The following is a 20,142-nucleotide window of genomic DNA, read 5'->3' as shown; positions in this document are numbered from 1 at the left end:
CTGTTGTCTTGACCGTTTACAGCTGTAAAATCAGTAGCGTTTTATAATGTGAATAGAGCAGCGAGCTCTGTTTGTAGATTATTAAAAACCTTTTCTTCTTCGAGAGTTAATTTAGTGGTAGAAAACTGCGTCATAGAATCATTTAATTCATCTTGAGCCTTGTTCTTTTGAGATAAATACGCGGTAGTGTTATTTAAAACAATAAGCAATTCCTTCTCGTGAATCTCTAACTGAATGTCATAAATCAAATCCTTAGCAACCAGTCGATCTTCATAAATAGTAGAAACCGAATCTTGTACTCGCTTAAAGTTATTGCGATCAATGAAATTAGTCGCGAGTATAAGCCCGATGACTAGAAATAAACCTACCTACCACTTTATGTTGTTACTGACCATATTATACTTTTAAGTTTCTTAAAAATATGAAAATAGCCGTATTGAAATAATAATGTTATATAATTATTAACGAATATTTGAACGCTTAAAAACCTTCATTCTGCGCAATTCTTACTTTCTTAAATAAGTCTGAGCTATAAACGAAGTCGGTTACCGCTTCATTATCGGTCTTAAAGATTTCTTTATTGCTTCCTTCCCAGGCGATCAATCCGTCTTTAAGAAAAACAATGGTTTCACCTATTTCCATCACAGAATTCATATCGTGTGATATAATCACGGTGGTAATATTACGCTCGTGTGTTATTTCTTGAATCAATTGATCGATTACGGTAGCTGTTTTAGGGTCTAATCCACTATTGGGCTCATCACAAAATAAATACTGTGGATTATTTGCAATAGCTCTACCTAGGGCAACACGTTTTTGTTGTCCACCAGAGATCTCACTAGGCATTTTTTTATTCAGATTGACTAGGTTAACACGTTCCAGAATTTCGTTTGCTCGCTCTCTACGCTCAGCAAGTTTCATTCTAGAAAACATTCTAAGTGGAAACATGATGTTTTCTTCAACGGTCATAGAGTCAAAGAGAGCACTGTGTTGAAATAACATTCCCATTTCCTTACGTAATTCACTCTTGCGGTCAATATCCATATCCAATAAAGATTCACCAGAATAGATAATCTCACCATCATCAGGCTCAAATAAGCCAAGCATATTTTTTAAAAATACAGACTTACCAGATCCACTGGCGCCTATGATCATATTTGTTTTTCCTTGCTCAAATGTAGCATTAATACCTTTCAGGACCGCTTCTCCATTAAATCCTTTATATAAGTTTTTAATTTCTATCATGTGGTCAGAAGTATTTGAGTAAGAATATAGTTAGCTACAATAATGGCAACACATGTCCATACAAAAGATGTCGTAGAGGCTTTACCAACTTCTAATGCGCCACCTTCCATATAGTAACCATGGTAACTAGGTATAGTCGCTAACAGTATACCAAAAACCATTGTTTTAATAAATGCATATGCAATGTGCCATGGGATAAAAGTATCTTGTAAACCAACAACAAAATCTTCTAAGCTTACCAGATTTCCATAAACACTGGCTAGAAATCCACCAAATATCCCAACAAACATGATGATAGCAATTAAAAATGGATAGAATAATAGCGCTATAATCTTTGGATAAATTAAATAATTAAGAGGATTAATACCCATTACTTCAAGAGCATCAATTTGCTCTGTAACTCTCATAGTACCTATACTCGAGGTAATATAAGAGCCTACTTTACCAGCCATAATAACTGATATAAATGTAGGTGCAAACTCTAAAATTATGGACTGTCTAGTCGCAAAACCAATTAAACTTTTAGGAATCAAAGGGTTGTCTAGGTTTAAGGCAGTTTGCAGTGCCACTACGGCTCCCATAAAAAGGGATATAAAAGCCGTTATACCTATGGAGCCGATGATTAAGTCGTCTATCTCCTTAAGTACCAGTTCTCTCAATACAGATGTTTTAGTAGGTCTTTTGAAAACACCAATTAACATCAACATATATTTACCTATGTGTCTTAGAAATCTCATGAATGGTAAAAGTAGATAAAAAATCCATGAAGCGATTTAATGCAATCTTAAACTTTCTGCTTTTCATTATCCTTATTTTTGCACAAAATCTATGACATGAAAACTTTTTGGACAGCTTTACTATTTATGACGCTATTGGTCAGTTGTGGTACGCTTTCGCGAAAGCAAGAAACCACTACCGTAAAGACATCAATTAATCAAGAACGTTATACTAACGACACAACCAAACCTAAGTTAGTCGTAGGTATAGTAGTTGATCAAATGCGTTATGATTATCTCACGCGTTTTTACAACAGATATGGTGAAGGAGGTTTTAAAAGATTAATGAATGATGGTTTTAACCTTACTAATAACCATTATAATTTTGTACCTACTTATACTGCTCCAGGTCATGCCTCCATTTATACCGGCACATCACCTATGAACAATGGTATTATAGGTAATAACTGGTTTGATAAATTTGAGAATAGATCAATTTATAATGCTAGTGATGATACTGTGGAACCTGTAGGGACCACAAATGCAGAAGGTAAAATGTCGCCTAGACGATTATTGACAACAACTGTTACAGATGAATTAGAACTACATACACAAGGTCGTTCTAAAGTAATAGGTATTTCTATAAAAGATCGCGGTGCTATATTGCCTGCAGGTCATGCTGCTGATGCGGCTTATTGGTATCGTGGTGGTGATGAAGGAACATTTATTTCATCTACCTTTTATATCAATGAATTACCGCAATGGGTAAAAGATTACAATGCTAGTAATCCATCACAACCCTATATGAGAGAATGGAATACACTTTACCCATTATCCACCTATACTGCTAGTGGTACTGATTTAAATGATTTTGAGAAAGCACCTCGTGGAAAAGAAACGGCAACATTTCCTTATGATTTACCTGCATTACAAGATGAAAATGGAGGCTATAGTTTATTAAAGGCAACACCTTATGGAAATAGTCTAGTAGCAGATTTTGCAATAGCGGCTTTAAAAAATGAGCAAATGGGAATGGATGCTATTCCTGATTTTCTAGCCATAAGTTTTTCTAGTACAGATTATGTAGGACACCAATATGGTGTAAATGCAGTAGAGTTAGAGGATACTTATTTAAGATTAGATCTAGAATTAGAGCGTCTTTTAAACGCTTTAGACCATCAAGTTGGGAATGATAATTACACTGTTTTCTTAACCGCAGATCATGGTGCGGTTAATAATCCAGCATATTTACAATCACAAGGCATTGCTGCTGGGTACTTTGAAAATGATGCATTAGAGCAATTCTTAAAAGCACAGTTAAAGATTAAATATAGTAATGAGAAGATCATAAAAAATATCTCTAATAGTCAAGTCTTCTTAGATTATGAGCAACTTGAAATGGCTCAATTAAAATCTGAAGATGTACAACGATTTTTAAGTTCTTTATTAACTAATTATAAGTCTATTGATAAAGTTTTTACCCGTGAGGCACTTACTAATTCAAATTTTACTAATGGAGTAGGAGCTCTAATTCAAAATGGTTTTCACCATAAACGTAGTGGTGATGTTGTTTATGTTCTTGAGCCTGGAGTAATAAGTTATTCTAGAACAGGTAGTACTCATGGTAGTTCACAAAGCTATGATACGCATGTACCGTTATTGTTCTATGGTGCAGGAATTAATAATGGTACTAGTGCGCAACGCACTCATATTATTGATATAGCGCCTACTATTTCTAGCCTATTAGGAATTAGTTTTCCTAATGGAGCGACTGGAAATCCTATATTACCTGTATTAAAGTAACTTTGGTGAATAATAGAATAGCATAATAATTATATTTGTGCTTTGATAATTAAACAATAACAAATGAAAAAAATATTACTTATCCTTGCTCTTATAGCAACCACTGCTGCAACAGCACAAGTTTATACAGGTAAAGGAGATCAAAAATTTCAAGTAGGTGCTGATTTTCAATCTGGATCAACTGGTGTACAAGCGACCTATGATTATGGAGTAGGAGAGAACATCTCTTTTGGTCTAACGGCTGCATACGCCTTAGGTATAGATGATGACATCAGTGTAGATTTTGATGAAAGAGCGATGCTACGTTTACGTTTTAATGCAAACATAGGTAACGTGATTAATGTAGATCCTAATTTAGATATCTATCCAGGATTAGGATTTAGTACAAAGAATTTTGGTGGTCACTTAGGTGCTCGTTATTTCTTTACTGATGGTTTTGGATTATACACAGAGGCTGCAGTGCCATTTGCATCTTATAAAACAGAGGATCTAACTCCTGCAGAGGATTTGTATAATCAGTTTACCATTAGTTTCGGAATGTCTTTCAACTTCTAGAAACCTATTTTAGATTTAATACCGTTCCAACGGTATGACCTTATAAAACGACCTTGATCATCTGTCACCAGAGGTTCAAGGTTCTTTTTTTGGCTTTATACTTAATGATACTTTTGAAGAAGGCATTGGGAAGTTTGTCGTGAAAAATGAAAATATAAGGAGCGTGAAAAAGAAAAGTGAAATCTTTTGATTGTTGTTAGAAAACTCTTTTTTAAACTTGAATAATTTAGGTTGCTCAAGTCTTAGTTTTTCTTTAGCGATTATATTAAAATTTTTAGACAGGTTTCCCACAGCCTAGACTTTTTTGGTTCGTTTTTGCGGCAATGGCAAAAATGAACAATGCCTTTAAAAGCCTATTTTAGACTTAATACCGTTCCACCGGTATGACCTTATAAAATGACCTTGATCTTCTGTCACCAGCGGTTCAAGGTTATTTTTTTGTGCTAATCTGTAACCTTTTAAATAGTCTAAAACAAGTCTTATTTTCTTTTTATTCCAAGCCATTTTTGCAGCTGTAATAAAAGTTAACCACCAGCCATAACGCATCTTGTAGAAAGCCTCACCTTGAAGGTATTTTGCCTTTGAATTATAGGAGGCACCAGTAGGCTTAAGATGTTTTACAAGTAAATTTGGAATAGTCACTACTTTCCATCCATAATAACGAGCTAGCATTTCATCAATGGTATCCCATCCTATAGACGATTTGAGTCCACCTATTTGTTGAAAACAGGTGGTGCGATATGCTTTCAATGCACCACGAATATGATCCTTATTCGTTCCTTTTTCAAGTTCCCATTCAGCATTGTTTTCTATTGAGCAATGACCTGCAACCATACCATTTGTATCGCTTTCGCGGAAGCGTGACACTAGTAATTCTATATAATTAACAGGGAAAATAAGATCGGCATCATATTTACAAATAATATCAAAATCTGTTATTTTGATATTTGAAAGACCAACATTAAAGGCATTAATGACTTTAGAGCCAGGAATATTTTGATCGCTCGATTGATGAGTAATAACACTTATTGATTCGTGCTGATTTTGATAAGATTGTGCTATTTGTAACGTGCCATCGGTAGAATTATCGTTGACAATGAAAATTTTGGAAATTTTGAAAGTTTGGGATAGTAAGCTGTCGAGCGTTTTGGCTATAAAACGTTCTTCATTATAAGTAGGAATGATGACAGCAATTTTCATTATGTTTATGATGATATTTTTTCACAATAAACGAGATAATAACGATTTGTGAAATATCGTAGTAATGGTCTAATACCTAGTTTCTTTACTGGGTTAGTAAACCTTATACTATCGATTACTTTCCATCCTGCTTTTTCTAGTACATAGTCCAGTTGCCAAGGTTCAAACTCGTGATAATGTTGATCTCTAATATCATTTTTATTACGATAAGCACTGGTGAACCATAGTTTTAATGGAACGCTTATTACGACTTTATTGCCTGAAATGGCTTTTAATGAGGTGTAAGGACTTACTAGATGTTCAAATATTTCAAAAGCTGTAACGACATTACCATTAAAATTCTCTATTTCACTCACATCATCATCTAGGTCAGTACCACTGGTATTCTGTACATCATAACCAGCGTCTTTCATTATCTTAGAAAACGGATTTTCAACTCCTAAATCCAAAATAGATTGGTCTTTTGAAATATGCTTTTCTAGAAATTCTAACGTGATATTAAATCGTTTATGAGGGAAATTATGTTCGTACACTAATAATAATTAAGATAAAATCAAATTCAAAAGTAACGCATCAATTGCTAAATTATCTATTGATGCGTTTTAAAAAAATCAACTGAGTATGCACTTAACCACGACGACGTTCTAACAGAATCATCATCATAAGGCCTAACATCACTCTTTCTTTGTCATCTTCATCTATATCTGCATGATTAGTAAGTTCAAATTCCTTACCTAAAAACGAAGGCATTTTTTTTAGCTTTACTACAACTTCACCTTTGCTATTAGTTACGTTATAGGTCGGATTAAAAAGGTATCCAGTAAAAAAACCTAGAATAGGAATCTCACCTAATAAATTATCTAGAAAACGAGTAAAAGCACTTTGTTCCTTAACGTTATACTGTGGTTGCTGGTTTTGATCGATGATATTATATTCAGCTTTCCACATGCTACGCCATCCTTTGCGTGCGATTTTACCTATCTCCTTATTGTTTGCATCCATCATGCTGTAAGCGGCACTCCAATCCAACCATTTATTTGCAGCGATAGTAAATAAAACTCTTGTTTTACTCTCATCACTATAAACGTTTACAGCTTCTTTTAGTTTGAACATTTTTTGCTTTACATAGGCTATGGTTTGTCCTTGGGCATTGCGCGCTGTAAAATCATTTGAAAGCGTGGTTACCTTGAAGCTAAATTTGATAGGGTAGTCTAGGTTATTCATTATGGGTTGGTTTAATTGGTCGTTTAGTTAAATATTAAGCGCTAATTTAAACACCTAATCGTGTTGATGCTTGTAGATTGTTTATTCGTCAATAACCTCCAATTTTGCAAATCGTAATAATAGTTTTTTAATTCCACCGACTTGAAAGTTAATTTCTGCTTTTTTCTCACCACCAGCACCTTCTATATTTACAACGGTTCCTCGGCCGAAGCGTCCATGTGAGACGATCATTCCTGGCTCTAAGCTTCCTTCAAAACCTGATGGAGCACTATTATTACTAGATGAACTAGGTCTTATCTTGCGCAGTTTTCTAATCTGATCTTCACTAGGTCTACTAACACTAGGTGGCTTACCAGATACTGGTTTACGCTGTCTTAATTTAGATTTGTCTGGTTCATCCCATAAATGATCGGTTAAGGCGCTTTTGTACCTATAATCATCCATAGGAGTTGTGTACTCTAGATACTGGTCATCGATTTCAGTAATAAAACGGCTAGGTTCTGCATCGACTAGTTTTCCCCATCGATATCTACTTAAGGTATAAGTAAGATATGCTTGATGCTCTGCTCTAGTAAGTGCTACATAAAATAGGCGTCGTTCCTCTTCTAATTCCTCGCGAGTATTCATACTCATTCCACTAGGGAAAAGATCTTCTTCCATTCCTACGATATATACGTATGGAAACTCTAATCCTTTGGCAAGGTGAATAGTCATTAAAGAAACGCGATCATCGGTGTCTTTTTCATTATCTAAATCAGTTGCTAGAGCGACATCTTCTAGAAACTCTGCAAGAGAACCTCTAGCTTCATCAACTTCTTTCTGACCTTCAACAAAGTCTCGCATTCCATTTAGTAGCTCTTCAATATTCTCAACTTTAGAGATACCTTCCTGACTACCATCTTTTTTAAGCTCATTAATTAATGCACTTTTCTTTATCACATATTCTGTAAGTTCAAAAACAGATTGTGTTTCTTCAAGAGCCTGAAAGCTCTTAATCATCATGACAAAGTTTTTAAGTTTTGTTTTTGTACTGCTAGCAATACCTATATCAATGCGATCGATATGTTCTATAACTTCAAAAATACTGCGATCATAATGCTTTGCTGCAACAATCAATTTATCCATAGTAGTCGCACCTATACCACGCGCTGGATAATTGATGATACGTTTTAAGGATTCTTCATCTTTAGGATTAACGATAACTCTTAAATAGGCTAATACATCCTTAACCTCTTTACGTTGGTAAAAACTCAATCCTCCATAAATTCTATAAGGGATATCTCTCTTACGCAAGGCATCTTCCATCGCTCTAGATTGCGCATTAGTCCTATAAAGAATAGCAAACTGATCATTACCCAGTTGCTTTTGCATTTTGTTCTCAAATATAGAACCAGCTACATATCGACCTTCTTCTGCATCGCTCATCAAACGATGTACAATGATTTTAGGACCATCATTATTTGCTGTCCATACGACTTTATCCAGTTTCGTTTTATTTTTATCTATGATAGAGTTTGCCGCTTCTACAATATTTTTTGTAGATCGATAATTTTGTTCTAGTCGGTATGCCTTAACACCTTCATAATCACGTTGGAAATTTAAAATATTATTAATATTCGCACCACGGAAAGCATAAATCGATTGAGCATCATCGCCTACCACACATATATTTTGAAACTTATCAGATAATGCTTTTACGATGAGGTATTGTGAATGGTTTGTATCCTGATACTCATCAACGAGAATGTATTGAAAACGATTTTGATATTTTGCCAGAACTTCTGGAAAGCGATTTAATAGTTCATTTGTTTTCAACAATAAATCATCAAAATCCATTGCGCCTGCCTTGAAACAACGCTCTACATATTCTTTATAAATATCTCCAAAACGTGGTCTGCGCGCCATCGCATCTGCCTCTTGCAAGTCAGCATCATTAAAATAAGCTCTCACAGTAATAAGGCTATTCTTCATGGAAGAGATACGAGAAGCAATTTGCTTGTATTTATAGACGTCTTTATCCAGTCCCATTTCTTTTATGATAGCGCTCACTAATCTTTGCGAGTCTTGAGAATCATAAATAGTGAAATTTGATGGATAGCCTAATTTATCTGCTTCCATACGCAATAGTCTTGCAAAAACAGAGTGGAAGGTTCCCATCCATAAATTCTTTGCTTCACTTTGACCAACGATGTCTGCGATACGTTTTTTCATTTCGCGAGCAGCTTTGTTAGTAAACGTAAGTGATAGAATATTAAAAGCATCTACACCTTGTTGCATTAAATATGCAATACGCAAAGTTAGTACTCGAGTCTTACCAGATCCAGCACCAGCTATAACGATCATGGCACCATCTTTTTGCAACACTGGTTCACGTTGCGCGTCATTTAATTGAGATATATAATCTTGCACTTTTTTCTTTTTCTAGGGAAGACAAGATACGAGTTGAAGGGCGTTTTTTTATCCAATATTCATATTTTTTATAAACGATTTTTTGCAACTTCAAGAGCTCTGATTTTATCAATTATGATCTTGTTATTTCGCTTTCGCGAAAGCGTAATTCTTAATCTCATTTATGTATTTTTACGATTCAAATTTTTTTAGATGATTGATTTTATTCTGGACCTGGCGTGGTACTGGTGGTTAGTAATAGTTGTTGTTGTAGTAGCATTATATGATATATTTAATAAGAAGCATATCATTCTTAGAAATTTTCCTGTAGTAGGGCACTTCCGTTACTGGTTGGAAAGTGTAGGTCCAGAACTACGACAATATATTGTTGCAAATAATCGTGAAGAGCTACCCTTTAATAGAATTGAGCGTGGTTGGATTTATGCCAGTGCAAAAAATGAAAATAATTACGAAGGATTTGGTACAGATAGAGATATTTATGCTCATCAATATATTTTCATCAATAATGCAATGATGCCTTATAAGGTAGAAAAAAATCATATTTCACATCAAGAACCTACTTTTTTACCTTGTGCTAAAGTTATAGGCGCTGCAAAGGGTAGAAAAAGACCTTTCCGTCCAGCTAGTGTAATTAATATTAGCGCGATGAGTTATGGTAGTCTATCGGCAAAAGCTGTTGACGCGATGAATAATGGAGCAAAACAAGTCCATGCCTATCATAATACTGGAGAAGGTGGATTGTCTCCATATCACAAACGTGGTGCAGACGTCGTTTTTCATATTGGAACAGGCTACTTTGGCGTGAGAGATAAAGATGGTAATTTCTCTATGGACATGTTAAAGCAACTTGTTAAAGATCATCCTCAAGTGAGAGCAATTGAATTGAAGTTATCTCAAGGTGCAAAACCTGGAAAAGGTGGTGTGTTACCAGGTTCTAAAATCACTAAAGAAATTAGTGAGATACGTAATGTACCTATGGGTGAAGATGTACTATCGCCACCTACACATAGTGCTTTTGAAGGAATAGAAGGTCTAGTTGACTTTGTGGAGCAAATTGCGCAAGAGACCGGATTACCTACTGGTATTAAAGCGGCTATAGGTAAGTTAGAACAATGGGAAGAACTGGCAGATATTATGAAAGCAACCGGTAAAGGACCAGATTTTATCACTGTTGATGGTGGTGAAGGTGGTACTGGTGCTGCGCCACCTAGTTTTGCAGATCATGTTTCTCTGCCATGGGTTTATGGATTTAAGGATTTATATCAGGTTTTTCAAAAACGCCATATGACTGAAGATCTAGTCTTTATAGCATCTGGAAAATTAGGTTTCCCTGCAAAGGCGGCTATGGCTTTTTCTATGGGTGCAGACGTTATAAATGTAGCTAGAGAAGCGATGATTTCTATAGGATGTATACAGGCGCAAGCCTGTCATAATAATACGTGTCCGACAGGTATTGCAACGCAAAATAAATGGTTGCAACGTGGTATTGTAGTTCCTGAAAAAGCAGGAAGACTAGCGAGCTATTTTAAGAAGTTCAATAAAGAATTACTCGAGATAACGCATGCTGCTGGATATGAACATCCATGTCAGTTTGATATGCGCGACGTTGATGTAAGTATTGGAGATAGTAATATGACTCAAACTTTAGAGTATACTTATAAGTATCAAAAAACACCGGTACCATTTAAAAGTATGCAAGATTTAAAAGATTGTTTGCATTTAGGTGGTAAATAAAGAAGTTGCTCTTTTTAAAAGAGCAACTTCTACTATTAATATTTATTTTAATTAAAATTTAAGGTCGTACTAGATCGACTACTACGCAAAATTCTCCTGTCAAAGGTTGTCCTTGATAAGTGCCTGTCAATGAATATCTTATTAAATCACCGACGTTAGTACCACTAACATCTAATGATGCTGAAATTGTTTCACTAGGCAAGCCGTTAATAATAATGTCACCGCCATCACTATTATATGGAGCTGTGAATACTACAGTGTCAGGCCCAACAAAACCATAGATCTCCATTAATGCTGGACTACCATTAGGGTCTAATTCGGTTGTTAGATCTGATTCAGGAATAAAACCTGATTCATTGCCATAGGAAAATGTAAATCCTTGAACGTTACACGTGTTCGGATCCATATCATCATCGTTATTACATGATGAAACTGCTAAACAGATTAAAGCTAAAAAGATAAATTTTTTCATTTGATTGTTATTTTGATTCAAATTTAAACATGGAATAATGTGATTAAAATGGTTAACTGATCAAAACAACAGTTCAATCTATTAAATAAAGGTTTGATTAGATGAGATGAATTTGATCATAAAAAATGAGGGACAGAATAAAATAACCTCTTATTTTTGAGCGTTATTTTATTATTAAAATTAAACCATGCAAGACGCTCTATTATCCTTATTTCAATCATTACTACCTTCCTTTATTATAGCTGTAATTGCTTATTATTTTCTCTCTTCTTTCATGAAGAATGAAGAACGTAGACGTCGTTTTATTACTGTAAGGAAATCACAAGGTAAAACCTTACCTACTAGAATGGCTTCTTATGAGCGCATGACTTTATTTCTAGAACGTATTAAACCCAATAATCTAGTAGTACGCACGCTTGCAGGATCGATGACTAAATTACAGTATGAGCAAACATTAATAGCTGCTATTGATCAAGAATTTGAGCACAACATTGCACAACAAATTTATGTGAGTGAAGAATGTTGGAATATTATACGAGCTGCAAAAAACACGACCATTCAACAAATACGACAGGTCGCTATGAGTAGCAAAATCAACTCGGGCGAAGATCTAAGACAAGCCATCGTTAATGAATTAATGGACAAGCGTGCACCTAGTGCTGCTGCTTTAAGCTATTTAAGATCTGAGGTAAAGGACCTTTTCTAGACCTTAAATAAATCCCTTATTCTTTTCTGTTCATCATCAGGCATTGTAGACAGTATCCTGTCTATTAAAACCCTAGATTCATCTTTTTTATAAAGTGCTTCAAAAATATCACGACTATTTTTGTAGAATCTCCAGCTGTGATGAAAACAAGCATCTATTAAGTCGCGATAGTTTTGCGTTCCCATAGCGTCTAGATTGATGAGGTAGTCAAATGCCGCTGTACGTGTCTGTGGACTATATTCTGGACTAGTAAATTTAGAAATACCTTGTAGAAAATCATACTTCTCGTTGTTCTTAAAATCACTAGAATTGAGTGCAAGAGCATTCCATGCCATTTCTAGAGAAGGGCTCATACTATTCCAACTTTCTTTAGCATTTCTTAAAATACTAGGTCGGTCCCTAGGGTTACCTTGCCATAATAAAAATAGAGCACTTTCTCTAGTTAAATAAGACTCATCATTTAGCATTGTTTTCAGTAATTTATCTAGTGCAGGATCATAATTTTGTAAACTTAAAGCTATGGCTTGTCTAACCTTAACATTTCCGGTTGCAGCGGCTTCTTTATAAAGTTCAATGATTCGATCGTTTTTTTTGTGTAGTATTAATTGACTTATCATTTCTTCAACAAGCAATTCATTAACGGGCGACCTCAAGGTTTCTTTATAAGAATTAAAAGATTCATCAAAACTAGAAATACTGCGTGCGGCAAGTTGAAAGAACTGCTCCATAAAATTACTCTTACGCAATAACTGTAACGCTTCAGCGCTAGGGAATTGAGTGTTAGTAAGCCATCTGTTTTTAAATTCACTCATGTCCTTACCACTCGTATTACTTACGATTTTTAAAAAATCATCAGTCGTTACATTTCTGCCAGCATATTGCTTTAAATACGTGCGCACACTTAATTTAAAATCTACATCACCTATTTCATCTCTTAGTGCATGTAATGCCCATGCACCATGTTGATAAAAGGTCAGACTACTCGCTTTAGGGTCTAGTAAAGCGGTTCCTCTTCCAGCTTTAGTTTGAGCAATTAACGACTCTGCATTTTCAAATAAAGTCATGTAATAATGATCTTCTCCATAAATCTCTTGTTCTGCGAGCATAGAGTAGTAGGTAGCAAATCCTTCCTGAAGCCAGTGATGCTTTCCGCTGGTTTCAGTAACTAAATTACCAAACCATTGATGTGCCATCTCATGAGCGTTTACAGTAACATAATTTCCATCATTAAATGCGATATCATCTACGACAAATTGATCGCTATAAATGGTTGCTGTGGTGTTTTCCATACCAGAGTAAAGAAAATCTTTAACAGGTATTTGTTTATATACTTTCCACGGGTATTCAATACCTATTTCTTGTTCTAGAAAATCAAACATATCCACAGTATACCTATAAGTAGGTTCTACTTTTTGTAAATCTTCTGGGTAATAATAAAGTTCCATTTGCTTTTGTGAAGCACTCATTTTTTCCTCTACCTCATAGTTACCTACTACAATAGCTACTAGGTAACTACTCATAGGGATATCCATGTTAAACTGCCATTTTCTATTCTTATCAACCTCAGTAGTTTCTAGCAGCAAACCATTAGATATAGCTCGATATTGAGATGGCGCAGTGATACTGATATCCCAAACCATTTTATCGTTCATGTCATCTATACTAGGCAACCAGTTACTTGTATATTTCCCTTGACCTTGTGTCCATATTTGATCCCATTTACCGTCATTGTCCTTATCGATATGGTACAGTGCCGTATTAGGTTGTGTTGAAAATTCTATTGAGATGTCGTGTGTTGCGCTTTCGCGAAAGCGTGATTCCACAACAATTTGCTTCTCATTATAATCTGCATTTACAGGCTCACCATCTACTTTAACATCGTAACGCGTGATGTTTTTTGCATCTACAAATAAGGAAGGAGTTTCTTTAAGAATATCGACCGTATAAGTTATCATACCAGATATAATCTCTGAATTTTCATTAACGTAAATATCTACTGCTGCATTTTTAAAATCAACAATATCAGTCTGTGACGGACTGTCTTGAGCAATAGAAAATATAGAAAAAAGGCTGGCTATAGACCAGGAAATAAATGTCTTCATAGGGAAAGCAAAATACAAAAGTCACGCCAAGCTTTATGACGCAATTTGATAAATTCTAGTTAAGAACGTTACTTAGTATTGCTTATTGAATGGTAAAAGGTTTTTAGCATTACTTTAGGAAGGTTACTTTTGTATAAAAGCGCTAAAGATTGCCTACTAATTTTTTACATACACCTATTGATTATCTTAATGGAGTTGGACCAGCTCGTGCTAAATTATTGAAAGCAGAACTGGGAATATCAACATACGGTGATTTGGCTAATCTTTTTCCTAATCGGTACATCGATAAAACAAAGTATTACAAAATCAGTGAGCTGGTTCCAGATAGTGCACATGTACAAATAGTAGGTAAGGTCACTCATATTAAGACGATGGGAGATGGACGCAGTAGTAGACTGGTTGCCACATTTATAGATGGTACAGGTAGTATGGAGCTCGTCTGGTTTAAAGGTCAAAAGTATTTTAAAGATAACTTGAAGTTAAATGAACCTTATGTAGTCTATGGTAAGGTCTCAAAATATGGATTAAAATATAATATCGCTCATCCAGATGTAGAGTTGTTAAAGGAACATCGATCACGACAACAAAGTGCGATGACTCCCATATATCCATCTACAGAGCAACTGACTAAACGCAATGTGACTAACAAGATGTTAGTGCGTATGATGCAGCAGCTTTTTAGCGAAGTGCAAAATTCTTTTACAGAAACACTATCAGAGCAAATAAGGTCTCAACATCAATTAGTAGATAAAAATACAGCCATGTATAATGCACATTTCCCTAAAAGTGCGGCATTGCTTCAACAGTCAATTTACAGGTTGAAATTTGAAGAGCTGTTTTTTATACAGATGGAGTTGTTATTGCAAAATCGGATCAGAAAAACTCGCATAAAAGGTTATGCTTTTGAAAAGGTAGGAGAATATTTTAACGACTTTTACTCAAATCATTTACCATTTGAGTTAACCGGTGCACAAAAACGAGTAGTGAAAGAAATACGTGCAGATATGGGAACTGGTGCCCATATGAATCGTTTACTACAAGGTGATGTAGGATCTGGAAAAACGATAGTTGCTGTTTTAACTTGTTTATTAGCAATAGATAACGGATTTCAAGCATGTATCATGGCACCTACTGAGATACTTGCACAACAACATTATCAAGGTGTTTCCGAATTATTAGAAAATACAGGTCTTAAAGTTTCCTTACTTACAGGTTCAGTTAAAACTAAAGCACGTCGTGTAATCCATTTAGATCTAGAAGATGGAACTTTAAACATCTTAATAGGGACACATGCTTTAATTGAAGATAAAGTAAAGTTTAAAAACCTAGGTGTAGCGATTGTAGATGAGCAACACAGATTTGGTGTTGCGCAAAGAGCAAAGTTGTGGAAAAAGAACGACTTACCACCACATGTATTAGTGATGACAGCAACACCTATTCCTAGAACTCTTGCCATGAGTCTTTATGGAGACTTAGATATATCTGTTATTGATGAGTTACCACCAGGAAGAAAAGAAATTAAAACGGTTCACAGATACGATAAGAATAGATTAGGTGTCTTTTCATTTTTAAAAGAAGAGATCTCTAAAGGTCGTCAGATTTATATGGTTTATCCATTGATAGAAGAATCTGAAACACTGGATTATAAAGACTTAATGGATGGTTATGAAAGTGTGGTAAGAGAATTTCCTGCTCCGCAATATCAAGTAAGTATCGTCCATGGTCGTATGAAGCCAGAAGACAAGGATTATGAAATGGATCGTTTTGTAAAAGGCGAGACTCAAATCATGGTAGCCACTACGGTAATTGAAGTAGGAGTAAATGTGCCCAACGCTAGTGTTATGGTTATTGAAAGTGCAGAGCGTTTTGGCCTGTCACAATTACATCAATTAAGAGGTAGAGTAGGTCGTGGTGCAGATCAAAGTTTCTGCATACTAATGACTAGTTATAAATTAAGTACCGAGGCTAAAACTCGAGTAGAAACCATGGTCGCAACCACAGATGGTTTTGAGATTGCAGAAGTGGACTTAAAACTACGTGGTCCTGGTGATATGATGGGAACGAGACAAAGTGGTGTACTCGCTTTAAGAGTTGCAGACATAGTTAAAGACAATGATATTCTGGCCGTTGCAAGAGAAACAGCAAAAGAATTATTACAAAAAGATGCAACACTTGCATTACCAGAAAATACAAGTATTAAAAAAGTGCTTCAGTTTTTACAATCTAAAAAAGGATTGTGGAAGTACATAAGCTAAGTTTTAATTGTCTATTATTGTTTTTACTTATTTATTATATCTTTGAACAAACCAAAAACTTAACAATGAAGTCATTTTACATTTCTTTAGTCGCATTATTACTAGTGACAACAGCAGCACAAGCACAAGATTTTTCTTATGGAATTATGGGAGGTTACAACCTTTCTAAAGTGGATAACGCATTAGGCGGTGATTTTGCAGACAATAAATCAAATTACCATATTGGTCTTATTGCAGAGTTTCCTCAAGGGGATAAATGGTCATTTGAAGCAGCAGCATTTTACTCTGGTGAAGGTGAATCTTTAGATTTTAACGGTACTACTAGTACAATATACTTGAGATTTATCAACGTGCCAGTTCATTTTAAATATTACCTTACTGAAGGTTTTAGTTTACATGCAGGACCTCAAGTAGGGTTCTTATTAAATGCAAAGCAGTCATTTGTAGAAGATGGAGATCGTGAAGATATTGAAGGTAAAGTAAACAGTTCATTCGCGTTAACAGGTGGATTAGGTTATGACTTTGGGAATGGTCTTTTTATCAAAGGAACGTTTGACTTAGGGATTACTGACCTTGTAGATAATGTAGATTTCTCAAATGATGAGCGTACTAGAACTGGTCACTTATCTATAGGATACAAGTTCTAATATACTTTATACCATATAAAAAAAGCCTGTTTCTTTGTAGAGACAGGCTTTTTTTATATGATGAGTATCTATCGCAAGTATATAGGATAATCGCTTAAATGTATGTACCTAACTGAAACTCCATATAGTTCTCTATCAGTCTCTAGATAAAATAGTAATAAAACCGTATTATTTAAATATGGTAAGCGGCTTAGCATAAACGTAATGCTGGCTATCGTATATTCAGAAGTCCCCAGATAATTTAGACTTCCATGCGTTTCAATTCCTCATAATTGTTTTTTAAACGTTTTAGAAGGATACCATAAATAAGCATATAAATCAGGTATATAAATCCTAAGAATATGATATAGATAACGGTAAGTATTAAAAAGGTTAAAACATAGAACATCGTTTCATGTCCTTCCATTTTACCACTTTCCATTAATTCATTAATCAATGGGTGATTATTAAGCATGTATACTGTTGTAATCATTCCAGAAATAAATCCACCAATAATATTATACCAGATATACCATTTCATGGTCTTTCTAGTCTTGATGATATTTTTCATCAAACTGCGCGTTGGTTGTGTTGCAGATATGTTCTTATAGTTTTTATAGAATAGGTATATGAAGTAAATAATGGCTACAATATGAATTGCCCATGATACCTTCATGAAATTTGAATTCATAAGCTCTCTAGTAAATTCATCAGGACTGCCTAAGAAGGAGTATAGAAAATTAATACTAGACATTACCACAAATTCAATAATGGCAATAATCAATAACCACTTTACAATACTGGTGGATTTTTGTGCCAGCATTTTTTTAATGCTATCAGCACTGACCTGTGGATACTCTCTATTTTGAGTATTCCATTTTTCTTTAAGTATATCTAATTGATCCATCATTTATGGATTTATAATGTTAGTTAATTTTGTTTTCACTCGGTTCATTTTCACTCTAGCATTTACCTCACTTATACCTAGGGTTTCTGATATTTCTTTATAATTTTTATCCTCGAGATATAGAAAAACGAGCGCCTTTTCAATATCGTTAAGCTGTTTAACGGCTCCGTATAAAAGAGTTAACTGCTCCGCAGTCTCATCATCTTCTTGTAAGTCTGTTATTTTAAACTGGACATTATCATAATCCGTAGTTTTTACACGTCTGGTAGACTTGCGATATAGTGTGATAGCCGTATTAAGTGCTACACGATACATCCACGTAGAGAATTTAGCATCTCCTCTAAATTTTGGGTAAGCCTTCCACAACTGTATGGTCACCTCTTGAAAAAGATCATTATGCGCATCTTGATCATTAGTATATAGTCTGCAAATTTTGTGGACTATATTCTGGTTTTCCTCCAGTTGTTTTATAAATTCTGATTCGAGTTGTTGACTCACGTTAATTGATTAGGTTATTGTATAAGTAACTTCTTTATCCGTAATGTTACAGATTGATGGTAAAATAAATGATTTTGTGAATACGCTTTCGCGAAAGCGTACAAATTACTACCCTAATTAATACTCAAAATTAAAGTCTATCCATCCAGCCTTTCTTATCTTTGAATCTTAATTGAAACCATTAAATTCTCATTATGAGTACATACGATGTAGCAATAATAGGATCAGGACCTGGAGGATATGTGGCAGCAATACGTTGCGCACAACTAGGTATGAAAACTGCAATTATTGAAAAATATAACACACTAGGAGGAACCTGCCTTAATGTAGGTTGTATTCCTTCAAAAGCTTTACTTGACTCATCGCACCACTATGATGATGCGATGAAGCATTTTGAAGAACATGGAATTGAAATTCCGGGCGAGATCAAAATCAACTTTGAGAAAATGATTGCTCGTAAAAAGCAAGTAGTAGATCAAACTTGTGACGGTGTAGCTTTTTTAATGAAGAAAAATAACATCGATGTATATACTGGGATGGGATCTTTTAAAGATGCCACTCACATCAACATTGATGGTGCAGACGGTAGTCAAACTATTGAAGCAAAAAATACCATTATCGCTACAGGTTCTAAACCAGGTAGCTTACCATTTATAACGCTAGATAAAGAAAGAGTAATCACATCTACAGAAGCACTTACTCTTAAAGAAATCCCTAAACATATGATTGTTATAGGTGGTGGAGTTATAGGACTAGAATTAGGACAGGTATATCGCAGACTAGGTGCTGAAGTTACCGTAATTGAATATCAAGATCGTATTACTCCTGTAATGGATAAAATGCTTTCCAAAGAGTTGATGAAAGTCCTAAAAAAGCAAAAGATAAAATTCCATTTATCTCACGCTGTGAATAAAGTAGAGCGCAATGGAGATGAGGTGACCGTTACTGCAAAAAATAAAAAAGGTGAAGAAGTTACTTTTACTGGTGATTACTGTCTAGTATCTGTAGGTAGAAGACCTTACACAGATAAATTAAATGCTACAGCCGCAGGAGTTAAAATTAATGAGCGTGGACAGGTAGAAACTAATGAGCATTTACAAACTAATGTATCCAACATTTATGCAATAGGTGATGTGGTTAAAGGAGCAATGCTTGCCCATAAGGCCGAGGAAGAAGGTGTTTTTGTAGCAGAAACTATCGCAGGTCAAAAACCTCACATTAATTATAACCTTATCCCTAATGTAATTTACACATGGCCAGAAGTGGCAAGTGTAGGTAAGACTGAAGAAGAACTGAAGGAAGCAGGAACTGCTATTAAAGTAGGTCAATTCCCTATGAGAGCTTTAGGTAGAGCTAGAGCAAGTGGTGACATAGACGGAATGGTTAAAATCATCGCAGATGAGAAGACTGATGAAGTACTAGGTGTTCACATGATAGGAGCTCGTGTTGCAGACTTAATTGCTGAGGCTGTGACGGCAATGGAATTCCGTGCTAGTGCAGAGGATATTGCACGTATGTCTCATGCACACCCTACATATGCAGAAGCTGTAAAAGAAGCAGCGCTAGCGGCTACTGCAGATAGAGCAATGCACGTATAGTAACAATATATTTTTTGATCCTAGAGCCGATTCATTTGTTGAATCGGCTTTTTTTTAACATATTTTTTAAAACTGTAGTAAATGGTTTTCTC

At 35.1% G+C, this 20,142-nt stretch carries 18 protein-coding genes; 7 read left to right on the top strand and 11 right to left on the bottom strand.

Annotated features, from left to right (window positions below):
• Positions 1 to 41: 41 nt before the first annotated feature.
• The 3 genes from R1T42_RS06235 to R1T42_RS06225 form a co-directional block, all read right to left on the bottom strand.
• Positions 42 to 350 carry an MCP four helix bundle domain-containing protein gene (locus R1T42_RS06235; protein ID WP_317291859.1) on the bottom strand — a complete coding sequence of 103 codons (309 nt, stop codon included), beginning with the start codon at positions 348 to 350 and terminating at the stop codon, positions 42 to 44.
• 130 nt (positions 351 to 480) lie between these two features.
• A complete protein-coding gene (locus tag R1T42_RS06230) occupies positions 481 to 1,245 on the bottom strand; it encodes an ABC transporter ATP-binding protein (RefSeq protein ID WP_317291719.1) in 765 nt (254 codons plus the stop codon).
• Complete coding sequence (locus R1T42_RS06225) at positions 1,242 to 1,982, bottom strand: MlaE family ABC transporter permease (RefSeq protein WP_042249524.1); 741 nt, start codon at positions 1,980 to 1,982, stop codon at positions 1,242 to 1,244. The genes R1T42_RS06230 and R1T42_RS06225 overlap by 4 nt, the downstream gene beginning before the upstream one ends.
• Before the next feature lie 96 nt (positions 1,983 to 2,078).
• On the opposite strand from R1T42_RS06225, the gene pafA reads away from it, so the two are divergent.
• On the top strand, positions 2,079 to 3,764 hold the full coding sequence (gene pafA / locus R1T42_RS06220) for an alkaline phosphatase PafA (RefSeq protein ID WP_317291718.1): 1,686 nt from the start codon (positions 2,079 to 2,081) through the stop codon (positions 3,762 to 3,764).
• A 63-nt stretch (positions 3,765 to 3,827) separates the two neighbouring features.
• Positions 3,828 to 4,319, top strand: coding sequence for a DUF6646 family protein (locus R1T42_RS06215; RefSeq protein ID WP_042249518.1), 492 nt, complete (start codon positions 3,828 to 3,830; stop codon positions 4,317 to 4,319).
• Positions 4,320 to 4,664: 345 nt separating this feature from the next.
• Here the strand turns inward: R1T42_RS06215 and R1T42_RS06210 are convergent, their stop codons facing one another.
• The 4 genes from R1T42_RS06210 to R1T42_RS06195 all read right to left on the bottom strand — a co-directional run bounded on the left by R1T42_RS06210 (position 4,665) and on the right by R1T42_RS06195 (position 9,152).
• Complete coding sequence (locus tag R1T42_RS06210; RefSeq protein WP_317291717.1) at positions 4,665 to 5,519, bottom strand: glycosyltransferase; 855 nt, start codon at positions 5,517 to 5,519, stop codon at positions 4,665 to 4,667.
• A 5-nt stretch (positions 5,520 to 5,524) separates the two neighbouring features.
• Entirely contained in the window at positions 5,525 to 6,052 is a 528-nt protein-coding gene (locus tag R1T42_RS06205) for a methyltransferase domain-containing protein (RefSeq protein ID WP_317291716.1), read from the bottom strand.
• Positions 6,053 to 6,146: 94 nt separating this feature from the next.
• Positions 6,147 to 6,743: an LURP-one-related/scramblase family protein gene (locus R1T42_RS06200; protein ID WP_317291715.1), complete on the bottom strand. Its 597-nt coding sequence runs from the start codon at positions 6,741 to 6,743 to the stop codon at positions 6,147 to 6,149.
• Positions 6,744 to 6,824: 81 nt separating this feature from the next.
• A complete protein-coding gene (locus R1T42_RS06195) occupies positions 6,825 to 9,152 on the bottom strand; it encodes an ATP-dependent helicase (protein WP_036584717.1) in 2,328 nt (775 codons plus the stop codon).
• 192 nt (positions 9,153 to 9,344) lie between these two features.
• On the opposite strand from R1T42_RS06195, the gene R1T42_RS06190 reads away from it, so the two are divergent.
• Positions 9,345 to 10,886: an FMN-binding glutamate synthase family protein gene (locus R1T42_RS06190; RefSeq protein WP_317291714.1), complete on the top strand. Its 1,542-nt coding sequence runs from the start codon at positions 9,345 to 9,347 to the stop codon at positions 10,884 to 10,886.
• Between the two features lie 58 nt (positions 10,887 to 10,944).
• On the opposite strand, the gene R1T42_RS06185 is transcribed toward R1T42_RS06190, so the two are convergent.
• Positions 10,945 to 11,292 (bottom strand): hypothetical protein, encoded by a 348-nt coding sequence (locus R1T42_RS06185; protein WP_152556448.1) that lies wholly within the window; start codon positions 11,290 to 11,292, stop codon positions 10,945 to 10,947.
• A gap of 253 nt (positions 11,293 to 11,545) precedes the next feature.
• On the opposite strand from R1T42_RS06185, the gene R1T42_RS06180 reads away from it, so the two are divergent.
• Positions 11,546 to 12,064 carry a DUF7935 family protein gene (locus R1T42_RS06180; RefSeq protein WP_317291713.1) on the top strand — a complete coding sequence of 173 codons (519 nt, stop codon included), beginning with the start codon at positions 11,546 to 11,548 and terminating at the stop codon, positions 12,062 to 12,064.
• Here R1T42_RS06180 and R1T42_RS06175 read toward each other — a convergent pair.
• Positions 12,061 to 14,166 carry a M1 family metallopeptidase gene (locus R1T42_RS06175; protein ID WP_317291712.1) on the bottom strand — a complete coding sequence of 702 codons (2,106 nt, stop codon included), beginning with the start codon at positions 14,164 to 14,166 and terminating at the stop codon, positions 12,061 to 12,063. The two genes, R1T42_RS06180 and R1T42_RS06175, sit on opposite strands and share 4 nt — an antisense overlap.
• Before the next feature lie 149 nt (positions 14,167 to 14,315).
• Between R1T42_RS06175 and recG the strand changes: the two genes are divergently transcribed.
• Positions 14,316 to 16,421: an ATP-dependent DNA helicase RecG gene (gene recG, locus R1T42_RS06170; RefSeq protein WP_317291711.1), complete on the top strand. Its 2,106-nt coding sequence runs from the start codon at positions 14,316 to 14,318 to the stop codon at positions 16,419 to 16,421.
• A gap of 65 nt (positions 16,422 to 16,486) precedes the next feature.
• Positions 16,487 to 17,068, top strand: a complete 582-nt coding sequence (locus tag R1T42_RS06165; protein WP_042297232.1) for a porin family protein — start codon at positions 16,487 to 16,489, stop codon at positions 17,066 to 17,068.
• A gap of 241 nt (positions 17,069 to 17,309) precedes the next feature.
• On the opposite strand, the gene R1T42_RS06160 is transcribed toward R1T42_RS06165, so the two are convergent.
• Positions 17,310 to 17,954, bottom strand: coding sequence for a hypothetical protein (locus R1T42_RS06160; RefSeq protein ID WP_317291710.1), 645 nt, complete (start codon positions 17,952 to 17,954; stop codon positions 17,310 to 17,312).
• A gap of 3 nt (positions 17,955 to 17,957) precedes the next feature.
• Entirely contained in the window at positions 17,958 to 18,452 is a 495-nt protein-coding gene (locus tag R1T42_RS06155; RefSeq protein WP_042289292.1) for an RNA polymerase sigma factor, read from the bottom strand.
• Positions 18,453 to 18,646: 194 nt separating this feature from the next.
• Here R1T42_RS06155 and lpdA point away from each other — a divergent pair, with 194 nt between their 5' ends.
• Positions 18,647 to 20,050, top strand: coding sequence for a dihydrolipoyl dehydrogenase (gene lpdA / locus R1T42_RS06150; protein ID WP_317291709.1), 1,404 nt, complete (start codon positions 18,647 to 18,649; stop codon positions 20,048 to 20,050).
• Positions 20,051 to 20,142: the final 92 nt, after the last annotated feature.

Source organism: Nonlabens ulvanivorans (genome assembly GCF_032922765.1).
Classification (GTDB): domain Bacteria; phylum Bacteroidota; class Bacteroidia; order Flavobacteriales; family Flavobacteriaceae; genus Nonlabens; species Nonlabens ulvanivorans.
This window is presented reverse-complemented; position numbering and strand designations above follow the sequence as displayed.

Excerpts from the sequence above, each read along its gene's own strand:
- R1T42_RS06165 (WP_042297232.1), top strand. The coding sequence starts at position 16,487 with ATGAAGTCATTTTACATTTCTTTAGTCGCATTATTACTAGTGACAACA.
- R1T42_RS06175 (WP_317291712.1), bottom strand. The coding sequence starts at position 14,166 with ATGAAGACATTTATTTCCTGGTCTATAGCCAGCCTTTTTTCTATATTT.
- R1T42_RS06200 (WP_317291715.1), bottom strand. The coding sequence starts at position 6,743 with ATGAATAACCTAGACTACCCTATCAAATTTAGCTTCAAGGTAACCACG.
- lpdA (WP_317291709.1), top strand. The coding sequence starts at position 18,647 with ATGAGTACATACGATGTAGCAATAATAGGATCAGGACCTGGAGGATAT.
- R1T42_RS06215 (WP_042249518.1), top strand. The coding sequence starts at position 3,828 with ATGAAAAAAATATTACTTATCCTTGCTCTTATAGCAACCACTGCTGCA.
- R1T42_RS06225 (WP_042249524.1), bottom strand. The coding sequence starts at position 1,982 with ATGAGATTTCTAAGACACATAGGTAAATATATGTTGATGTTAATTGGT.
- R1T42_RS06190 (WP_317291714.1), top strand. The coding sequence starts at position 9,345 with ATGATTGATTTTATTCTGGACCTGGCGTGGTACTGGTGGTTAGTAATA.
- R1T42_RS06230 (WP_317291719.1), bottom strand. The coding sequence starts at position 1,245 with ATGATAGAAATTAAAAACTTATATAAAGGATTTAATGGAGAAGCGGTC.
- R1T42_RS06210 (WP_317291717.1), bottom strand. The coding sequence starts at position 5,519 with ATGAAAATTGCTGTCATCATTCCTACTTATAATGAAGAACGTTTTATA.
- R1T42_RS06160 (WP_317291710.1), bottom strand. The coding sequence starts at position 17,954 with ATGGATCAATTAGATATACTTAAAGAAAAATGGAATACTCAAAATAGA.
- R1T42_RS06185 (WP_152556448.1), bottom strand. The coding sequence starts at position 11,292 with ATGGATCCGAACACGTGTAACGTTCAAGGATTTACATTTTCCTATGGC.
- R1T42_RS06180 (WP_317291713.1), top strand. The coding sequence starts at position 11,546 with ATGCAAGACGCTCTATTATCCTTATTTCAATCATTACTACCTTCCTTT.
- pafA (WP_317291718.1), top strand. The coding sequence starts at position 2,079 with ATGAAAACTTTTTGGACAGCTTTACTATTTATGACGCTATTGGTCAGT.